The organism is Pseudomonas sp. BF-RE-22 (assembly GCF_019956155.1).
In the GTDB taxonomy this organism is placed as follows: domain Bacteria; phylum Pseudomonadota; class Gammaproteobacteria; order Pseudomonadales; family Pseudomonadaceae; genus Aquipseudomonas; species Aquipseudomonas migulae.
Genome location: NZ_JAHBDD010000011.1, coordinates 300,916 through 319,695, shown reverse-complemented (window position 1 = coordinate 319,695; position 18,780 = coordinate 300,916). Strand labels below are relative to the sequence as shown.

Sequence of the window (18,780 nt, the reverse complement as noted above, 5' to 3'; positions counted from 1 at the left end):
TTACGGTTCACCACGACGCAAGACTTACGATTTTGAGGCCGACGGCAGCACCTTCGCGAAAAACAGTGCAGTCGCCAGTTGTGGGCTGATTTCGCTGCGATAAATCGCAATCGCGTGGAGATCGTCATTTGCACTGCGCGCCTCGGATGCGCCGCCCAGCAGCCGTTGCTGCACGGTTTTTAGATGCGCCGCCGTGAACGTCTGGACAGGCGACGCGGGCTGCGCGTAGTGAAAGTGTGCATACCACAGAACATTTTTGCTGGTGTGGTCACGGACCTCATATTCCTCGAGGTAGTCTTTTTTACGGCTTTTGAGCAAGCGTCGGCCGGGGTTTCTGACGATATCGACCTGACCTTCGCTTTGCAGCCACTGGACCCGCTCTGCCGTCGGCGGCTGCAGTTTTGTCATGCTGATTCGCGTTGCGCGTCCCTGGCTGTAGAGGCGGGTTGCTCCGTCATTCAGCTGCTTGGCCAGTGTCACGGCAGACCCCGGACCGTCATCGGTGGCGTTGTTGGAAATCAGCGCTTCGTCGATTGCCTTGGCGGCCTCCTGCAGTCGATGGGCCTGCTGATGGAACATTTCCTCGATTTCCACGGGAATTCGCCGCGCTCCTTTTGAATGGGCGTCCGTTCGGTGGATGAACGCTTCCAGCCCGTCCAGCATTGCCTGACCTTGAACAATGCTTGTCCCCAAATTGGGTTGGACGACGGCAGGGGAAACCGGTTTCGCGGCCACTCGTTCAACCCAGACACCCGGGGTTTTCTCATGAAAGGTCGAGATGACTTTGCCTGTCAGCGTCGAGGTTACGTCGACCAGTTCTGATCCGTCCGCCACGGCATCGGCGCGTAGTTGGCCGACCACCGTGCCGTTGTAACGGGTCTTGATGATGCGTTTGACAGGAGCGGTCGGCAGACGGGAAGGACCAGGTTGCGGCTCAAGCGCCTGGCGCTCGCGCAGCAGGCTCGCCAGGTGCTTCACGGTGCGCTGTTGAAACGCGTCGATGCGTTTGCGCATCAGGTCGAGCGCGGGTTGCAGGAACTGACCGGGGAACTCGCCGGGCAGATCGATGATGCGCTGATCGGTGACCGTGAGTTGCTCCACCAGATCACTGAGCCCCTCGATTCGCTCCGGCAAGCGCAACACGTCTTCGTCAGCGGCCAGATCCAGTGAAGCCTGGATGGCGAGCGCTGCGTTTTCGACAACGCTCTCCAGCGCCGGGCGTGCTTCATGCGTGAGCGCAACCGAGGGGGCGAGGCACAATTCCTGGGCCAGTGTGATCTGGAACAGTTTGAGGTCCTGTAAATCGAACGTCGGTATGTTGGCCTTGACGTCGCGGATCACTTCCACGGCTTCTTTGCCGAGCAGGTTCAGTTGCTCGAAGCGCGATTGCGCGAATTCGATTTTGTTGATGTAGCCCTCGGTCAGATCGCTCATGTGTTGAAAGGTCTGTCGGGCGGCCTGCGTGTTTTCCGTTGGTTGTGTGTCGAGAAGATTGAGGGAGAGACGCATTTGATTGTCGAAAACAGGACGCTGGTGGTCGAACCATTTCTCCAGCAGCGATAGCTGGAAATCCAGACGGCTGATCATCGCTTTTCGGAAATTGGGAATGGCTTCGCGAGCATTGAACGCTTTCATCTGCTCAATGTTGGCGCCGATGAGTGACATCTGCGCATCGAGCATTTCAAGGTACAAGCGGCGATGGGTGTCGGTGGCGCTCGCTGCCTTCGCGTTTTTTTCAGCTTCCTTGAGTTCTGTTTCCCGGCTTTTGACCTGGCTTTCGAACGCTGTCATTTGCTGTTTCAGTTCAGCCAGACGCACTTTGTTTTGCTGTTCCAGCCGCTGCCTCTCCCTGCCCCCGCCCCGCAACCTCAGCCGCGTATCGATAAACCATTCGCCCCTGGCGTTCTTGATCAGCAACGGCCCGGTGCGCGTGGGGGACTGGCGTGAGTCAATGATTTGCACGTCGTTATTGTCGTTGAGGGTGACTTCGAACCATCGCTGGCCGACCTTCGCATACCATTTTCCGTTTAGTGAACTGAGGTGCTGGTGAGGGCCGGCCACGCTGGAGGCGACGGCCATTCCCTTGGGTTCGGCAATGGCCAGTTCATCCAGCAAGGTGCCCAACGCTACAGGTGGCAGCGCGGCGACCGCGTGCAAAGACGTCTCATGGTCGTGAGGCAGTTGATTGAGGTCGGGCAGGCGAGTGACCGTGATTTTCTGCGCAGGCTTGATGGGCGGTGTGACCGGTGGTGGCTCGAGTTTCTCGGCTAATCGCGAGACCGGTTTATGGCGAGCGGCAGCCCGATGAGCCAGTACCATGCCGAGCATCAACAGCAAATCGGTCACGGCAGACCAGGCAAGTTGGCTGTCTTCGCTTTCTGCGGCATCGGTGATTTCCTGCAAGTCGTCCATGATCTGCCAGATCCACGCGGCAACCCCGGCAGTGCGTCCGAGGAAGGGCAAGGCGACGTTGAACAGCATCCATGCGCCGTGCTTGAGCGTTTCCCAGCGAGCTTGTGCATTGGACACTGATTGACGGTCAGCCAACGTCATCATGGCGTTGGCGTTCGCTTTGAACAGCGGCGCCAGTGAATCATCATCAAGGGCTGCCGCACTGAGCGACACCGCGCCCATCTTGCCCAGCGCTGAAGTGGGATCGACCAGCAATTGGGTCAGGGTCCAGACCGAAGGCAACTCACCGGAAAACACGTACTGGGAATAGTTGAAGCGCACGTCGTCGGCCAGCCACGCCAGGACCGATTGGCGAAGGGGTTTTTCGTGCTTGATCGCGTACAGCAGATTGGCTTCGTTCGGGTACTGCGTCAGCGAGGGCACGAGCAATGGCCGGTAGAGCAGGCACGGTCCTTGATCAGTGGAGCGTGGGCCGATGACGAACATATTGGCGACTTCGTCGCCCTTGCTGTCGGCGCTTTCACTGCTGATAAAAGCCAGCGGGCGAATGACAATCTCGTGCCCGTTCACTCGGCGGTCGGCCGCGCTTTGCTGCAGGGCTGCGTTGACGAATTGGTAGCCTTGTTCATCAATGCCGGCTTCGCCGCGCATCTTGTGTTGCAGCGCCTGCAAGGGCAACTGGGTGTGCAGATGACGCGTGTAGAGCGTTTGTCGGCGCAACGATTCTCGCGAGTCATCCAGCAACTTGCGCTTGATCAGTGCCGGGTAAACCGCGCCGATATCGACCTGGGTGACGAGGTTTTCCAGGTAGGCGGGTGTCATCCAGGCGGGCACAGGGTCGCCGTTTTTGTACTGCACCGTCTTGTTGCCCAACGGAACGGCAATCAGGTTTTGCAGTGCCAATTCGATCAGCGACAACGTAACGGTCTGCGTCTTGCCGGGGACCACGAAAGTGCCCAGCACGATGAGGCTGGTGATGCTGATTTGAATGTCTTTCAGATTCAGGTCCGCTGCCGTTGGATGATCCTTGATCATCTGCTCTCGCAGGGTTTGCAGGGCAAACTCCGGCAGTGAAGCGATGCCTTCGTCGAAGGTTTTTCCAGCGTCCTGCTCTCGCAACTGCGCCAGGTCCATCAGGTGTCGGCTGTAACGGGTCAGGTCCGCTGACGATGCATTGCTCAGCCAGCCTGTCAGTAACCCCTGAACCTGGTTGAAGCGCGACGAAGGCAGGGCTTCAAATTCAGTGAAACTCTTCGCCGCCGCGCTGATTTGCGGTGAAAGCCTGGTTGGCGTAGTGCTCTGGAATGTATTGAAGGCACCGATGGCTTCGGCTTCGAGTGCGATCAGCGCACACGCTTGATGATGGAAGAAGTTGCCCTCGGGTTCATACAGTCGCCATTGCAGGGTCTGCCCGGTGCTCGACGCCCCAGGGTTTGCAAACAATGTTTCGCCCAGCGCCGCAACAGAGTCGTAACGCCTGAACCCTTCGGTAATCGAGTGGGTCAGCACCAGTGTTCGGGTGCCCAAAGTGCCCACAAACACCGCGATATCCAGAACCCGCAGATGTTTGCTCTGCGCGCTTTCAACGTGTTCAGTATCGATCAGGCAGGCCTTGGTCAGGTACTTGTCCTGTGAGCGCCGTGCTGCCCGATCCGGCTGAGTGAACACGGCAAGGGCCATTGCTTTTTGATCGGCATCCCAGTCGGTGGTCGCATCGAGGTTCCAGATGTCCTGCAGCGCCTGCGAGAGCTGATGCCAGCGTGGGGTCGAAGGGCTTGTCTGCTGATTCCAGTAATCCAGTTGCTGTTGCTGGTAGGCGATGAACAGCTGCGGTGCGAGCGTATTGATCAGCGAACCGATGGCCGTGATGTTCACCGGCAGTTGAGCCGGCGGGGCAACGCCCGGTTGCAGGGTCAGGAAATGCTCGCCATCGATGAACGTCACCGTCGAACCCGACAACCCGAGCCGCACCAATACGTCGGTGAGCGATTCATACAGATTATTGCCCGGCACGACATCGCTGCCGGTATCGACCCAGGTTGGAGTGACGACCGTGGCGAGCGTCGGATCAATCTTCAAGTGCGGGTAAAGCGCGTTGAGTGCAGGCGCCAATGCAGTCGCTGCAACCTCTCTGATCGAGGGGCCGGTGACCAGTTGGGTCAGTACATTTTCTGCACTCGGGGAAAGGGTATCGGACATGGTCGTCTCCTGATTAAGGGTGCGCTGTTGTTGATTGCGCAGCGCTGGATCAGGGGACGGTATCGGGCGGGCCCCGGTGTCTGGCGGTACATAAATATCGCAGGCAAAAAAGACCCGCATCACGGCGGGTCTTCAGTTTTCAGAGGTGGTTTCAGGTCCCTGACTTGATTTTGGTCCAGGCCCGCGTGCGCGCACGTTCGGCATCACGCGGCAGCGGTTGCAGGGTGTAAAGCGTGGCCATGGCCGTTTCGGTCGGGTACAGGTTCGGGTTGTTGCGGATCGCCGGGTCGACCAGTTCCGTGGCGTCCTTGTTCGGGTTCGGGTAGCCGACGAAGTCACTGACCGGCGCGATCACCTGCGGTTGCAGCAGGTAGTTGATGAAGGTGTAGGCGTCCTCGGTGTTCTTCGCGCCCTTCGGAATCGCGAGCATGTCGAACCAGATCGGCGCACCTTCTTTCGGCAGGCGCATGTCGACGGTCACCCCGTTCTTTGCTTCCTTGGCGCGGTTGGCCGCCTGGGAGAAGCTGCCGGAATAACCGACCGCGACGCAGATGTCACCGTTGGCGATGTCGGCCATGTATTTGGAGGAGTGGAAATACGTGACGTACGGCCGGATCTTCATCAGCAGCGCTTCAGCCTTTTCGTAGTCCGCCGGCTTCTTGCTGTTGGGGTCCAGGCCGAGGTGTTGCAGGGCCAGCGGCAGGATTTCCGACGGCGAATCGAGCAGGGCGACGCCGCACTGCTTGAGCTTGCTGATGTTCTCTTCCTTGAAGATCAGGTCCCAGCTGTCAACCGGCGCGTCGGCGCCCAGCGCGGCTTTGACCTTGTCCGGGTTGAAGCCGATCAGGATGGTCCCGTACATGTACGGCACGGCGAATTTGTTGCCGGGGTCGTTGGCTTCGATCAGCTTCATCAGCTTGGGATCGAGGTGGTTCCAGTTCGGCAGTTTGCTGCGGTCCAGCGGCTGGAAAACACCGGCCTCGATCTGCTTGGCGAGGAACACGTTGGACGGCACCACCGCGTCGTAGCCGGAGTTGCCTGTCAGCAGCTTGGCTTCCAGCGCTTCGTTGGTGTCGAAAATGTCGTAGATCAGCTTGGTCTGGGTGTTCTGCGCCTTGAAGTCTTCCAGCGCTTTGGGGGTGATGTAGTCGAACCAGTTGTAGACGCGCAACGTGCGCTCTTCGGCGTGAGCGGCCCCGCTGAGCACCGTGGCGCAGAGTGCGGGCACGATGAAACGCTTGAGTGTGTTCATTGTTGTTATTTCCCTTGGGCGCTTTCAAAACCTTCAAGAACGTTCACGGCATTGATGCCGATTTCTTCGACCGCGTAACCGCCTTCCATCACGAACAGGGTTGGCACGCCCAGCTTGGCGATGCGCTCGCCCATCGCCAGGTAATCCGGGCTGTCGAGCTTGAACTGGGAGATTGGATCGTCCTTGAACGTATCGACGCCCAGGGACACGACGACGATCTCGGCGCCGTACTTTTCGATCTCTTTGCAGGCTTGTTCCAGCGCGGCGCTCCAGGCATCCCAACCGCTGCCGGCGGGCAACGGGTAGTTGAAGTTGAAGCCTTCGCCCGTGCCTTCGCCGAGTTCGTCTTCATAACCGAGGAAAAACGGAAACTCGGCTTCCGGATGGCCGTGGATCGAGGTGAACAGCACGTCGCTGCGCTCATAGAAAATCGATTGGGTGCCGTTGCCGTGGTGGTAATCGACGTCGAGGATCGCGACTTTCTTGTGGCCCTGATCGAGGAACGCCTGAGCGGCGATGGCGGCGTTGTTGAGGTAGCAATAACCGCCCATCAAGTCGCTGGCGGCATGGTGTCCCGGTGGACGGCACAACGCGAAGGCACTGCGCGCGCCACGCTGGATTTCGGCCTGGGCGGTGAGCGCCACTTGGGCTGCGCTGTACGCGGCTTGCCAGGTGCCGGCGGTGATCGGGGCGCCGCCGTCGAAGCTGTAGTAACCCAGTTCGCCGTGCAGGCTGGTGGGTTTGATGCGGCGCAAGGTACGAGCCGGCCAGGTGTAAGGCAGCAAGTCGCCGTCGGTGTTGAACTCGGTCCAGCGTGCCCAGGCGCCTTTGAAGAAGTCGAGGTAGTCGCGGCTGTGGATGCGTGCGATCGGGTCGAGGCCGAAATCCTTCGGCGCTTCTACCGGGCCGAGCTTCTGGTTTTGCACCCGTGACAGCACATGGTCGGCGCGCGAGGGCATTTCGAAGCAGGGCTTGAGTTGCCCGTCTATCAATTCACAACGGCCGTGGTGCAGGTGGTGATCGTCCGAGTAGATCGTCAGCATTTCTTGTTCTCCGCAGGCTGATTCGGTTGAACACAGTCTTGCGGCGGATGGCGATTCGGAGAACGGCAGGAAAGGCCAAAAGGGGATCGATGTGGCCAAAATAGTTGACCGAAATTCGCCCCTTTTCGACACCGCAACGCCCCCAAACGACCCGATCCCTGTAGGAGCGAGGCTTGCCCGCGAAGCTTTTTGGCGTTCTCGAGGACGCCTTCGCGGGCAAGCCTCGCTCCTACAGGGATCGGCTCGTTCTCAAGGGCGGAACTGGCTGGGCGCCACGCCGCTCCAGCGCACAAAGGCATGGCGGAAGCTCGCGGTCTCGCTGAAGCCCAGCACTTCGGCGATCCGGTAGATCGGCATCTGGTCTTCGCAGAGCAGTTGCTTGGCCTGCTCGAATCGCAGTTCATCCAGCAATTCCTGATAACTGCACCCCAGGTCCTTGAGGTGCCGGCGCAGGGTCCGCGCCGAGCAATTCATCTGCTCGGCCAATCCTTCGAGCCCCGGTGCGGCATTCAATTGCGCGCTGAGCAACTGACGAATCCGCCCCAGCCACGCCTGACGTCCGGTGAACTCGAGGTTCTGCTTGCGGCAGCGTTCGGCCATGGCCTGATGGGTGATGACATCCGCGAGCGGCAGGGGTTGGTCGAGCCAGCGCTTGTCGAAAGCAAAGGCGTTGTCCCGCGCTTCGAAGTGCAGCGGGCAGTTGAAGTGTGCGGCGTAGGTCGCTTGATAGTCCGGCGCGGCATGTTCGAAGCGTGCGGCGATCAACGGCAGCGGGTGACCGAGCAGGTCGTCGCAGGTGACTTTCAATGACACCAGGCAGAACTCGGCATTGAACACCGCCATCGCCGGGCTCTCCCGGTAGTCGGCGGCGACGAACCAGATGCGTTCGCCGTCGTCCTCCAGGCTCAGCTCGAAAAGTGTTCCCAACAGCGCCGGAAAACGTATCGCCAGGCGCAAAGCGTCACCGAAGGTGGCACTGGTGAGCAGCGCATAACCGAGCATCCCGTAGCAGGAAACGTGCATGCGCCGACCCAGCTCCAGGCCGATGTCACGCTTGAGCGCGACCGCGTTGGCGCAGACCTGCATTTCCTGGTTGGTGGTGATGCGCGTGTCGGCACGGTTCAAGTCCGCTGCGCTGATGCCGCTCCCCGCGAGCAAGGCGTCGCTGGACAGGCCTTCGGCCTTGAAGGCGTTGAGCACCAGAGAGACTGCATTGAGAGTGGTGAGGTGGGAGTGCAGCATGAGCGGCTTCCAGCCTTGGGATGGCTGGAACGCAGCAAGTTATGTGCCCAATGAAGATCCTGTGGGAGCGAGCCTGCTCGCGATGGCGTCGGCACGTCCAGCAGCAATGTGTCTGACATACCGCTATCGCGAGCAGGCTCGCTCCCACAGGTGTCGGATGGTATCAGCTAAGTTCGCCGCAGAGGTCGAGTTCGACCAGTCGCCGCACTTCAGCGGTGTCCAGACCAGCCCCCAGCAACCCATGCAGCTTGCCGAACGCCGCTTCACGGGTCATGCCGCCACCGGACAATACACCGACACCACGCAACCGGCTGCCGGCCTCGTAAACGTCCAGCTCAACGCCACCTTCATGGCACTGCGTCACTGCAACGACCACCACGCCGTTGTCCCGTGCCCGCGAAAGCGCGGCGAGAAACTCGGGGTTGTCGCTCGGCCCGGTGCCGCTGCCGTAGCACTCAAGCACCAGGCCCTGGATGCCGCTGTTCAGCACGCCATCCAGTTGCTCGGCGCCAATGCCGGGGAACAGCGGCAACACAGCGACTTTCGCCAGTTGCTTGCTCTGGTTGTAGTTCAACGTTGCTGGCAGTGACGGGGCCTTCGCTCCGCCGCCTTGACGCTCCAGGCGCTTGAACGGATGCCGACCGAAACTGCGCACCTTGGCGCAGCGGGTTGGCGCCAGCAGCTCGCCGTGGAAGTACAGATGCACACCCGGCGCCAGACCTTGGCCCAAAGCAACCAGAGCACCACCGAGGTTTTCCCAGGCATCGCTGTCGGTCACGCCGGCCGGCAACATCGAACCGGTGAAGCACACCCGCGCATTCAGGCCGAGCAATTGAAAGCTCATGGCCGCCGCGCTGTAGGCGAGGGTGTCGGTGCCGTGCAGGATCAACACGCTGTCGCAGCCCTGAACGTCGACGGCATCGACCACTGCTTCACGCAGTTGCTGCCAATAGGTCGGGGACATGTTGGCGCTGTCGATCAGCGGCGACATCTCGCGAAAGCGCCACTGCGGCACCACCAGCTCAGGCTGGCTGTGCAGGTATTCACGCATCCGCGCTTCAAAACCGGAGGCCGGAGCCAGGCCGTGTTCGCTGGCTTGCATGCCGATGGTGCCGCCGGTGTAGAGCACCATGACGTGCTGGGCGGCAGGGTAGGTCGAGGAATTCATGGCGTTCTCCGAAACAATGACTCCCTATGTGGGAGCGGGCTTGCTCGCGAATGCGGTTGATCATTCAACATTGAAGTCGACTGACACACCGCTTTCGCGAGCAAGCCCGCTCCCACAGGAATTTCGCACTTTAACCGATCAGCGTTGCGCTGCGGGTATGCCTTGCGCTTCAGCTTCAGCCTTGGTGGCAGCAGCTGGCGGGTTGGCTGGCCAGGCGTTCAGGTCCAGGTCCAGGTCCGGGAACTTGCTCGAATCGAACACCGGTGTCTTGATGCCGGCAGCGCGCTGGTCATCGTAGTCACGCAGGATGCGCATGCCGACCTTGAACAGCAGGAACAACGCGATCAGGTTCACGAACGCGAGCAGAGTCATGGTGATGTCGGCAAACGCGAACACTGTGCCGAGGTTCTCGATCGCACCCCAGAAAATCAACACCAGTACCAGCGCGCGGTAGCCGATCAGCGCCTTGCGGTTTTCACCGATCAGGAAGCGCAGGTTGCTCTCGCCCAGGTAGTAGTTGTAGAGAATCGAGGTGAACACGAACAGCGCCAGTGCCACGGAGATGAACATCCGGCCCCAGTCACCGACCACGGCGGCCAGAGAGTTCTGGGTCAGGGCAATGCCGTCGCCTTCGAAGCCCGGGGTGTAGAAACCCGAGAGCAGGATCAGCAACGCGGTGCAGGTGCAGATTACAAAGGTATCGAGGAACACGCTGAACGCCTGAACCACGCCTTGTGAAACCGGGTGTTCAACCGACGCCACGGCCGCTACGTTCGGTGCACTGCCCAGGCCTGCTTCGTTGGCGAACACGCCACGCTTCACGCCCATGACAATGGCGCTGCCGATCAGGCCGCCGAAGGCCTGGTCCAGACCGAACGCGCTTTTGACGATGGTCATCAGCATCGCCGGTACGTGGTCGAATTGCAGCACGATCACGTAGATGGTCACGCCGATGTACACCAGGGTTTTCACCGGCACCAGCAGGTCAGCGACCTTGGCGATGCGCTTGATCCCGCCGATGAACACCAGGCCCAGCAGCACCGCCAGGGCCAGACCGGTCCAGGTGGTGTCGAAGCCGAACGCGTTGTTCAGCGAGTGAGTCACGGCGTGGGATTGCAGGCCGTTGAAGGCAAACCCGAAGGTGATCAGCAGCAGGAACGCCATGATCATGCCCAACCAGCGTTTCTGCAGGCCGTGCTGGATGTAATAGGACGGGCCACCACGGTAAGTGCCGTCGGCGTCGGCGCGTTTGTAGAGCTGGCCGAGGGAGCATTCGAAGAAGCTGCTGGACATGCCGACCAGCGCGGTCACCCACATCCAGAACACCGCACCTGGCCCGCCGAGGGTCACGGCAATGCCGACACCGGCGATGTTGCCCGCACCGACGCGGCCGGCGAGGCTGAGCATCAGGGCCTGGAAGGAGCTGAGTTGACCGGCGCTGCTTTTGAGGCTGTCGCGGAACACCGCGAACATGTGGAAGAAGTGACGCAATTGAACGAAACGCGAGCGGATCGTGAAGTAGCTACCGAGCCCGACAATGAGCACGATCAGTACTTTCCCTGAGAGGAAGTCGTTAATGACTTCGAGCATGGATTATTCCTCGCTGTTTTTTTTGTGTAGGCAAATGCTGGGCGGTCGGAAACATCGCGTTACACCGCTGTGCGCACGGCACAACAGGCGAGGCGAAGGTTCGTCCCGATTTCATATTGCGGGTTTGTTATTAGTTCGGGTTTCGCATGGGTTTGGGCCTCGTTACCGACGACCGCTCACGCGAAGAGGGGCGGCACTATACCGATGACAGTGCCGTCCGTCTGCACGATTGTGGTGCATTCGGTGAAGCGAAGCCTTTGAAACACCCGACGTTACCGGCGTCGGGCTCTTGTAGGAGCAAGCTTGCTCGCGATGCAGACGCTGCGGTCTTTCAGGTAAACCGCGTTGTCGTTCATCGCGGGCAAGCCCGCTCCCACAGGTTCTGAGTTGTTGCAAAAGAGTTAAAAAAAAGGGCCTGGGGAGTAAATCCCCAAGCCCTCAAAAGGTGAGAGGTGTCTAGTCCCTCGACCTGGTGAGCGGTGCTACAAGTAACGCGTCGGTTCAGGCTTTAAGCGGAACCAGACGTGGAGCAATCATGTTTTCCGGGCGCAGGATGTCGGCGAGCATTTCTTCGTCGAGCAGACCTTCTTCGCGCACCAGTTCCAGCACGCCACGGCCGCTTTCAAGGGCGATACGGGCGATGCGGGTGGCGTTTTTGTAGCCGATGTACGGGTTCAGTGCGGTGACCAGACCGATCGAGTGTTCGACCAGTTCACGGCAGCGCGCTTCGTTGGCAGTGATGCCGACGATGCAGTGCTCGCGCAGCATGTCCATGGCGCGTTGCAGCAGGCGGATCGAGTCGAGGATCTTGAAAGCGATCAGCGGCTCCATCACGTTCAGTTGCAGTTGGCCGCCTTCGGCTGCCATGGTCAGCGCCAGATCGTTACCGATGACCTGGAACGCAACCTGGTTCACGGCTTCCGGGATCACCGGGTTGACCTTGCCTGGCATGATCGAGCTGCCTGGCTGACGCGCCGGCAGGTTGATCTCGTTGATGCCGGTGCGTGGGCCGCTGGACAGCAGGCGCAGGTCGTTGCAGATCTTCGACAGTTTGACCGCGGTACGCTTGAGCATGCCGGAGAACAGCACGAAGGCGCCCATGTCGGAGGTGGCTTCGATCAGGTCGGCGGCTGGAACCAGCGGTTGACCGCTGATCAGGGCCAGACGCTGTACGGCCAGAGCCTGATAGCGCGGGTCGGCGTTGATGCCGGTGCCGATCGCGGTGCCGCCCAGGTTCACTTCGGTCAGCAGTTCCGGGGCCAACGTCTTCAGACGGGCCAGGTCTTCGCCCATCGTGGTGGCAAAAGCACGGAACTCTTGACCCAGGGTCATCGGCACGGCGTCTTGCAGCTGGGTACGACCCATCTTCAGGACGTGGTTGAATTCTTGACCCTTGGCCGCGAATGCCTGAATCAGGCTGTCGAGGCTGGCCAGCAGAGCGTCGTGACCCAGCAGCAGACCCAGGCGGATCGCGGTCGGGTAGGCGTCGTTGGTCGACTGCGCCATGTTCACGTCGTCGTTCGGGTGCAGGTACTGGTATTCGCCTTTCTGGTGACCCATGGCCTCCAGCGCGATGTTGGCGATGACTTCGTTGGCATTCATGTTGGTCGAAGTGCCAGCGCCGCCTTGAATCATGTCCACCACGAACTCTTCGTGGAAGTCGCCGCGGATCAAACGTGCACAGGCTTCGCTGATGGCAGCGTGCTTGGCTTCGCTCAGGTGACCCAACTCACGGTTGGCGTCAGCAGCGGCCTGTTTAACCATGGCCAGGCCGACAACCAGTTTCGGGTAGTGCGAAATCGGAACGCCCGAAAGGCGGAAGTTATTCACCGCTCGCAGGGTCTGGATACCGTAATACGCTTGAGCCGGTACTTCGAGAGCGCCAAGCAGGTCATTTTCTGTGCGGAATGATGCAGCGGAGGACATGATAGAAATCATCTCAATATGGACCCGGTCTGTGCCGGAACACCGCAAATGCTAGGCTTGTAGAGAATTTTCGGCCAATGCTGTTAAACACTGGCCTATGCATATTCGGCATAATGCCCGTGTGACGCCGTGTCTGTGGCGAACGTGTGACCTAATTTGGTGCGTGTCCGGGAGGACTTGATGAATTTGGAAAGCAAATGGCTTGAGGACTTTAGTGCTCTGGCCGCCACTCGCAGCTTCTCCCAGGCTGCCGAACGCCGCTTCGTGACGCAGCCGGCGTTCAGCCGACGGATCCGCAGCCTTGAGGCCGCGCTGGGGCTGCAACTGGTCAATCGTTCGCGCACGCCGATCGAGCTGACGGCGGCGGGGCAGTTGTTCCTCGTCACCGCGCGGACCGTGGTCGAACAGCTCGGCGAAGTGCTGCGCCATCTTCATCACCTGGAAGGCGGGCAGGGCGAAGTGATGCAGGTCGCTGCCGCTCACTCGTTGGCGTTGGGTTTCTTTCCGCGCTGGATCGCGCAATTGCGTAATGAAGGGTTGAACATCGCCACGCGGTTGGTGGCGACCAACGTTGGCGACGCGGTGCATGCCTTGCGCGAAGGCGGTTGCGACTTGATGCTGGCGTTCTACGACCCGGACGCCGCGATGCAGATGGACCCGGAAATTTTCCCGTCGCTGCACCTTGGGCACACGGAAATGTTGCCGGTGTGCGCAGCAGATGCCGACGGCAAGCCGCTGTTCGATCTGGAAGGCGAAGCCAGCGTTCCGTTGCTCGCCTACAGCGCCGGCGCCTTTCTCGGGCGTTCGGTGAACGGCTTGCTGCGCCAGCGTGCGTTGCGGTTTACCACGGTGTATGAAACCGCCATGGCCGACAGCCTGAAAAGCATGGCGCTGGAAGGGTTGGGCATCGCCTGGGTGCCGCAACTGAGTGTGCGTGCCGAACTGGCCCGCGGTGAACTGGTGGTCTGCGGCGGCCCGCAATGGCATGTGCCGCTGGAAATTCGTTTGTATCGCTGCGCACTGGTGCGCAAGGCTAACGTACGTTTGCTATGGCGCAAACTCGAAGGCGCCGCCGCCCAGACCCCCACCGGACTGTAGGAGCCGGCTTGCTGGCGATCCAGTCGACGCGGTTTGTCTGATACACCGAGTTGTCTGGATCGCCAGCAAGCCGGCTCCTACAGGGGATTTTGATTGACCTTCGAGTCAATAAAACCGGGGTTTTGCGCCGTATGACAGATGGTCGCATCGGGGGCTGTTTATCTGCTTCATTGAGGTATACTGCGCGGCCTTCGGCCGGTTCGTCCGGCCATTTTTCGTACAATCAAGCCACGCATTTTGCGTGGCTTGTTGTTTTTTGACGCGCCTGCGGGCGCCCAGAGAGAAGAGGCACGACGATGAGTGCACTGGTTGGCGTGATCATGGGCTCCAAGTCCGATTGGTCCACCCTTAGCCACACCGCCGATATGCTGGAAAAGCTCGGCATCCCTTACGAGGTGAAAGTGGTCTCTGCCCACCGCACCCCGGACCTGCTGTTCCAGTACGCCGAAGAGGCCGAGGCGCGTGGCATCGAGGTGATCATCGCCGGTGCCGGTGGCGCGGCCCACTTGCCAGGCATGTGTGCGGCCAAGACCCACCTGCCGGTGCTGGGCGTGCCGGTGCAGTCGGCGATGCTCTCGGGCGTCGATTCGCTGCTGTCTATCGTGCAAATGCCAGCAGGCATTCCGGTCGCCACTTTGGCCATCGGCAAGGCCGGCGCGATCAACGCCGCGCTGCTGTCGGCGAGCATCCTCGGCGCCAAGCACCCGCAGTTCCACGAAGTGCTGAAGACTTTCCGCGCTGAGCAGACAGACAGCGTCCTGGACAATCCAGACCCACGCATCGCCTGAGGTTGTTGACGATGAAGATCGGTGTAATCGGTGGCGGCCAGTTGGGTCGCATGTTGGCGCTGGCGGGCACTCCGCTGGGCATGAACTTCGCTTTCCTGGACCCCGCGCCGGATGCTTGCGCAGCCGCGTTGGGCGAACACCTGCGGGCCGATTACGGCGATCAGGATCACCTGCGCCAACTGGCCGATGAAGTCGATCTGGTGACCTTCGAGTTCGAGAGCGTCCCGGCTGAAACCGTGGCGTTCCTGTCGCAATTCGTTCCGGTCTACCCGAGCGCCGAAGCCCTGCGCATCGCCCGTGACCGCTGGTTCGAGAAGAGCATGTTCAAGGACCTGGGGATTCCGACCCCGGCGTTCGCCGACATCCAGTCGCAAGCCGATCTGGACGCCGCCGTGGCCTCCATCGGTCTGCCGGCCGTGCTGAAAACCCGCACCCTGGGTTACGACGGCAAGGGCCAGAAAGTCCTGCGCACCGCTGAAGACGTGGTGGGCACCTTCGCTGAACTGGGCAGCGTTGCCTGTCTGCTGGAAGGCTTCGTGCCGTTCACCGGTGAAGTGTCGCTGATCGCCGTGCGCGCCCGCGATGGAGAAACGAAGTTCTACCCGCTGGTTCACAACACCCACGACAGCGGCATCCTCAAGCTGTCCGTGGCCAGCACCGACCACCCGCTGCAAGCCTTGGCCGAAGACTACTCCAGCCGTGTGCTCAAGCAGTTGAACTACGTTGGCGTGATGGCGTTCGAGTTCTTTGAAGTCGACGGTGGCCTCAAGGCCAACGAGATCGCCCCGCGCGTGCACAACTCCGGGCACTGGACCACTGAAGGCGCCGAGTGCAGCCAGTTCGAAAACCACCTGCGCGCCGTAGCCGGCCTGCCGTTGGGTTCGACCGCCAAGGTCGGCGAGAGCGCGATGCTCAACTTCATCGGTAAAGTGCCGGACACCGAGAAGGTCCTGGCCATCGCCGATTGCCATCTGCACCACTACGGCAAGGCGTTCAAGGTCGGCCGCAAGGTCGGTCACGCCAACCTGCGTTGCGCGGACCGCGAGACGCTGGCGGCACAGATCCTCAAGGTCGAAGCCCTCATCGCCGAATAAATAGTTTCATGTGGCAGCGGCGGAACCATTCAGGGGCCGCCGTTCTCTCATGGCAGGATGCCAAAGTCTGACTAGGCTTTGGCTAGGTGTCCTGTCTCACCAATACTGTTCCTTTTTGACGGCGTCTGTTGCCATCATGCTGCGTTGCCGCTCCTCGCCATAGCGCGCTATGACTCGTCGCGGCGCCTTGCCTGACGACAACAGCCACTCGTCAAAAGAGGAACATTATTGGTGAGACAGGACACAGCCAACCAATCAGAGGGAAATGCCATGGGAATTATCGGAACCATCTTTATCGGCTTGATCGTTGGCCTGCTGGCGCGGTTCCTGAAACCGGGCGATGACAGCATGGGCTGGATCATGACCATCCTGCTCGGTATCGGCGGTTCGCTGGCGGCCACTTACGGCGGTCAGGCCCTGGGCATCTACCAGGCCGGCCAAGGCGCGGGCTTCATCGGTGCGCTGGTCGGCGCCGTGGTGTTGCTGGTGATCTACGGCTTGATCAAAAAGAACTGATTCAGGCGACAAAGTCCTCTCGGCTGCGCAGTCCGGGAGGACTAGAATGCTCGGCGACTTATCGTCCTTCCTTTACCGAGCACCTCCATGCGCCGTCTTCTACTGACTGTCCTTTTACTGGGTTCGGGCCTTGCCCATGCCGGCGAACTGCCGGAAACCGACTGGCTCGAACTGATGCCCAAGTCGGACCAGAAAGCCCTCGAGGCCATGCCCGAAATCGATCACAACTCCCCCGAAGCCAATGGCACCTTTACCGAAAAGGGTGGCATGAAGCAGAGCAAGGGCTTGCCGGCGGTGATGTACTCGACCAAGACCGTGGCGTCGATGAACGACAAGAACATCCGCATCGGTGGTTATCCGGTGCCGCTGGAGTCCGACGCCAAGGGCCGCAGCACGCTGTTCTTCCTCGTGCCGTATCCGGGCGCCTGCATCCACGTGCCGCCACCGCCGCCTAACCAGTTGGTGCTGGTGCGTTATCCGAAAGGGTTGAAGCTCAATGATATCTACACGCCGCTGTGGGTGACCGGCACGTTGAAGATCGAGAAGGTCAACAACGACCTGGCTGATGCGGCGTATGCGCTCGATGCGGCGCAAGTGCGGGTGGTGAAAGAATCGGATCTGTAGGCGGTCAAAACTGTGGGAGCGAGCCTGCTCGCGAAAGAGGTGTGTCAGTTAACATCAATGGTGTCTGACACGACGCATTCGCGAGCAGGCTCGCTCCCACATTTGGTTTTGCGGTGTTGCTTATAGCGGAGCGCTGGCGATGCTTACGCCAAGGGTATGACTCGCACCCGGCGCCAGCGTCACCACATCATCCATCACATTCGCCGTCTCGATGCACAGCATCCGTTGCCAGCCATCATCGGCCATGTCGCTGAACGCCGCTGCGCGATCAATCCACGGGTTCCAGATCACCGCCGAGCGCGAACCGCTGCTGGTCAGCTCGATGCGCCGTTCCCAGGCCGGGTCGACAATGCTCAGCTTCGCCGGGGTATTGAGGTAGATGCGATCGGTCTCGCCGGCAAAACGCAGGTCGCCGGTCTGAGTCTTGGTTTTCCAGTCTTCCAGCGTCTCGATGTACTTCAAGCCATCCAGCCCATCAACATGCACATTGCGCACATCGCTGACCGCGAAATAGCTGTGCAGCGCCTGGCTGATCGTGACTTTTTCCGAGCCCTGGTTGTGGCTGGTCAGGCTGATGTGCAGTTGCTCATCCAGACGAATGCTCAACTTCAGATCCACCTGATGCGGCCAGCCGGGGAAGCCGTCATCGGGGTAGGGCAGGACGAATTCCACCTTCAGGCTTTCACCTTCGGTTTCGATGCCGCCCAGTTCCCAGTCCATCGCCCGTACAAAACCGTGGGCGCTCGGCGGTTCGTTGCTGACGCGCATCGCCTGAACGCTCTGCGGGTTGCGCGCAAGGTTGCCGAACCACGGCCAGCACACCGGCACGCCGGCGCGGATGTTCTTGCCGGTCTTGAACACGGCCTCATCGTTGAGCCAGATCAGCGGCGGTTGGCCGGCCAATTGATAACTGAGGATGTGCGCACCTTGCTGGGCGACCAGCAATTCGGCCTGACCGTGGCGGATGCGCCAGCAGTTCAGTTCATCCAGTTTCACGGCTTCAACGTTGGGCGTGCTCATGGGGCAATTCTCGATCAGGAACAATGACTGCAATGGACCGCAAAACGCTCGCCGTGTTTAACGTGCGCGTGGCGGAACCGAACGGGTGCGACCGCTGCCGTCGATGGCCACGAACACAAACACGGCTTCAGTCACTTTACGCCACTCGCTGGACAGTGGATCGTCGCTCCAGACCTCGACCATCATTTGAATCGAGCTGCGGCCGATTTCCAGCGCCTGGGTATAGAAGGAGAGCTGAGCGCCCACCGCCACTGGCACCAGGAACGCCATACGGTCGATCGCCACGGTCGCCACGCGTCCGCCCGCGACTTTGCTGGCCATTGCGGTGCCGGCCAAATCCATCTGCGCCACCAGCCAGCCGCCGAAAATATCGCCGAAACCGTTGGTTTCACGCGGAAGCGCGGTGATTTGCAGGGCCAGGTCGCCTTGCGGGATTGGATCTTCTTGTTCGAGCTCTATCATTCCGGGGGTGCCTCTGACCCGTGACTCTTCATTGGTACTTCAGGTGAATAGCCGTCTCAGAAAAAACGATTCAGCCCCGAACATACTACGTTCGTCACGTTTTTCGTAAGGCGCCTAAAGGGAAACTCTGCGAAATCGACTGGTAGGCCAGCAGCGTCTTCGCACAGCAACCCTTTCAAACTGTTGCAAGATCCCGAGTATATCGGTCGGTAGACTCCGAGACGACCGTCCGGTTCTCATTTTGACCGTCAAATACGCACCTCTATGTGCTTTTTCGAACAATTTGCTATCGTGCCGGACCTGCCCAAGCCTCCGCCAGCGTTGTTGAGGTTGCAGATCCGACTAT

General features: G+C 60.3%; 14 protein-coding genes. 5 read left to right on the top strand and 9 right to left on the bottom strand.

The features are described 5' to 3' along the window. Window positions 1-24: 24 nt before the first annotated feature. The 7 genes from KGA82_RS08025 to aspA form a co-directional block, all read right to left on the bottom strand. On the bottom strand, window positions 25-4,611 hold the full coding sequence (locus KGA82_RS08025; protein ID WP_223450084.1) for a dermonecrotic toxin domain-containing protein: 4,587 nt from the start codon (window positions 4,609-4,611) through the stop codon (window positions 25-27). A 151-nt stretch (window positions 4,612-4,762) separates the two neighbouring features. Continuing rightward, complete coding sequence (locus KGA82_RS08020; protein WP_008038136.1) at window positions 4,763-5,863, bottom strand: polyamine ABC transporter substrate-binding protein; 1,101 nt, start codon at window positions 5,861-5,863, stop codon at window positions 4,763-4,765. A gap of 5 nt (window positions 5,864-5,868) precedes the next feature. Then, window positions 5,869-6,906: a histone deacetylase family protein gene (locus tag KGA82_RS08015; protein WP_223450083.1), complete on the bottom strand. Its 1,038-nt coding sequence runs from the start codon at window positions 6,904-6,906 to the stop codon at window positions 5,869-5,871. A 249-nt stretch (window positions 6,907-7,155) separates the two neighbouring features. Continuing rightward, window positions 7,156-8,148, bottom strand: coding sequence for an AraC family transcriptional regulator (locus tag KGA82_RS08010; RefSeq protein ID WP_008030718.1), 993 nt, complete (start codon window positions 8,146-8,148; stop codon window positions 7,156-7,158). 163 nt (window positions 8,149-8,311) lie between these two features. Further along, the gene (locus KGA82_RS08005; RefSeq protein ID WP_223450082.1) at window positions 8,312-9,316 is read right to left on the bottom strand and encodes an asparaginase; all 1,005 of its coding nucleotides are present in this window, start codon (window positions 9,314-9,316) and stop codon (window positions 8,312-8,314) included. 138 nt (window positions 9,317-9,454) lie between these two features. After that, window positions 9,455-10,906, bottom strand: coding sequence for an alanine/glycine:cation symporter family protein (locus KGA82_RS08000; RefSeq protein WP_008030716.1), 1,452 nt, complete (start codon window positions 10,904-10,906; stop codon window positions 9,455-9,457). 501 nt (window positions 10,907-11,407) lie between these two features. Further along, window positions 11,408-12,832 (bottom strand): aspartate ammonia-lyase, encoded by a 1,425-nt coding sequence (aspA, locus tag KGA82_RS07995; protein WP_008030715.1) that lies wholly within the window; start codon window positions 12,830-12,832, stop codon window positions 11,408-11,410. A 180-nt stretch (window positions 12,833-13,012) separates the two neighbouring features. Between aspA and KGA82_RS07990 the strand changes: the two genes are divergently transcribed. The 5 genes from KGA82_RS07990 to KGA82_RS07970 all read left to right on the top strand — a co-directional run bounded on the left by KGA82_RS07990 (window position 13,013) and on the right by KGA82_RS07970 (window position 16,952). Next, on the top strand, window positions 13,013-13,930 hold the full coding sequence (locus tag KGA82_RS07990) for a LysR substrate-binding domain-containing protein (protein ID WP_223450081.1): 918 nt from the start codon (window positions 13,013-13,015) through the stop codon (window positions 13,928-13,930). Between the two features lie 296 nt (window positions 13,931-14,226). Further along, window positions 14,227-14,718 (top strand): 5-(carboxyamino)imidazole ribonucleotide mutase, encoded by a 492-nt coding sequence (gene purE / locus KGA82_RS07985; protein ID WP_008030713.1) that lies wholly within the window; start codon window positions 14,227-14,229, stop codon window positions 14,716-14,718. Between the two features lie 11 nt (window positions 14,719-14,729). Further along, window positions 14,730-15,812, top strand: a complete 1,083-nt coding sequence (locus KGA82_RS07980; RefSeq protein WP_008030711.1) for a 5-(carboxyamino)imidazole ribonucleotide synthase — start codon at window positions 14,730-14,732, stop codon at window positions 15,810-15,812. A 270-nt stretch (window positions 15,813-16,082) separates the two neighbouring features. Next, on the top strand, window positions 16,083-16,328 hold the full coding sequence (locus tag KGA82_RS07975) for a GlsB/YeaQ/YmgE family stress response membrane protein (RefSeq protein WP_008030708.1): 246 nt from the start codon (window positions 16,083-16,085) through the stop codon (window positions 16,326-16,328). 87 nt (window positions 16,329-16,415) lie between these two features. Continuing rightward, window positions 16,416-16,952 (top strand): DUF3299 domain-containing protein, encoded by a 537-nt coding sequence (locus KGA82_RS07970; protein WP_008030706.1) that lies wholly within the window; start codon window positions 16,416-16,418, stop codon window positions 16,950-16,952. Window positions 16,953-17,072: 120 nt separating this feature from the next. On the opposite strand, the gene KGA82_RS07965 is transcribed toward KGA82_RS07970, so the two are convergent. Continuing rightward, complete coding sequence (locus KGA82_RS07965) at window positions 17,073-17,972, bottom strand: D-hexose-6-phosphate mutarotase (RefSeq protein WP_223450080.1); 900 nt, start codon at window positions 17,970-17,972, stop codon at window positions 17,073-17,075. Between the two features lie 57 nt (window positions 17,973-18,029). After that, window positions 18,030-18,434, bottom strand: coding sequence for an acyl-CoA thioesterase (locus KGA82_RS07960; RefSeq protein WP_007896491.1), 405 nt, complete (start codon window positions 18,432-18,434; stop codon window positions 18,030-18,032). Window positions 18,435-18,780: the final 346 nt, after the last annotated feature.

Excerpts from the sequence above, each read along its gene's own strand:
- KGA82_RS08025 (WP_223450084.1), bottom strand. The coding sequence starts at position 4,611 with ATGTCCGATACCCTTTCCCCGAGTGCAGAAAATGTACTGACCCAACTG.
- KGA82_RS08020 (WP_008038136.1), bottom strand. The coding sequence starts at position 5,863 with ATGAACACACTCAAGCGTTTCATCGTGCCCGCACTCTGCGCCACGGTG.
- KGA82_RS08015 (WP_223450083.1), bottom strand. The coding sequence starts at position 6,906 with ATGCTGACGATCTACTCGGACGATCACCACCTGCACCACGGCCGTTGT.
- KGA82_RS08010 (WP_008030718.1), bottom strand. The coding sequence starts at position 8,148 with ATGCTGCACTCCCACCTCACCACTCTCAATGCAGTCTCTCTGGTGCTC.
- KGA82_RS08005 (WP_223450082.1), bottom strand. The coding sequence starts at position 9,316 with ATGAATTCCTCGACCTACCCTGCCGCCCAGCACGTCATGGTGCTCTAC.
- KGA82_RS08000 (WP_008030716.1), bottom strand. The coding sequence starts at position 10,906 with ATGCTCGAAGTCATTAACGACTTCCTCTCAGGGAAAGTACTGATCGTG.
- aspA (WP_008030715.1), bottom strand. The coding sequence starts at position 12,832 with ATGTCCTCCGCTGCATCATTCCGCACAGAAAATGACCTGCTTGGCGCT.
- KGA82_RS07990 (WP_223450081.1), top strand. The coding sequence starts at position 13,013 with ATGAATTTGGAAAGCAAATGGCTTGAGGACTTTAGTGCTCTGGCCGCC.
- purE (WP_008030713.1), top strand. The coding sequence starts at position 14,227 with ATGAGTGCACTGGTTGGCGTGATCATGGGCTCCAAGTCCGATTGGTCC.
- KGA82_RS07980 (WP_008030711.1), top strand. The coding sequence starts at position 14,730 with ATGAAGATCGGTGTAATCGGTGGCGGCCAGTTGGGTCGCATGTTGGCG.
- KGA82_RS07975 (WP_008030708.1), top strand. The coding sequence starts at position 16,083 with ATGGGAATTATCGGAACCATCTTTATCGGCTTGATCGTTGGCCTGCTG.
- KGA82_RS07970 (WP_008030706.1), top strand. The coding sequence starts at position 16,416 with ATGCGCCGTCTTCTACTGACTGTCCTTTTACTGGGTTCGGGCCTTGCC.
- KGA82_RS07965 (WP_223450080.1), bottom strand. The coding sequence starts at position 17,972 with ATGAGCACGCCCAACGTTGAAGCCGTGAAACTGGATGAACTGAACTGC.
- KGA82_RS07960 (WP_007896491.1), bottom strand. The coding sequence starts at position 18,434 with ATGATAGAGCTCGAACAAGAAGATCCAATCCCGCAAGGCGACCTGGCC.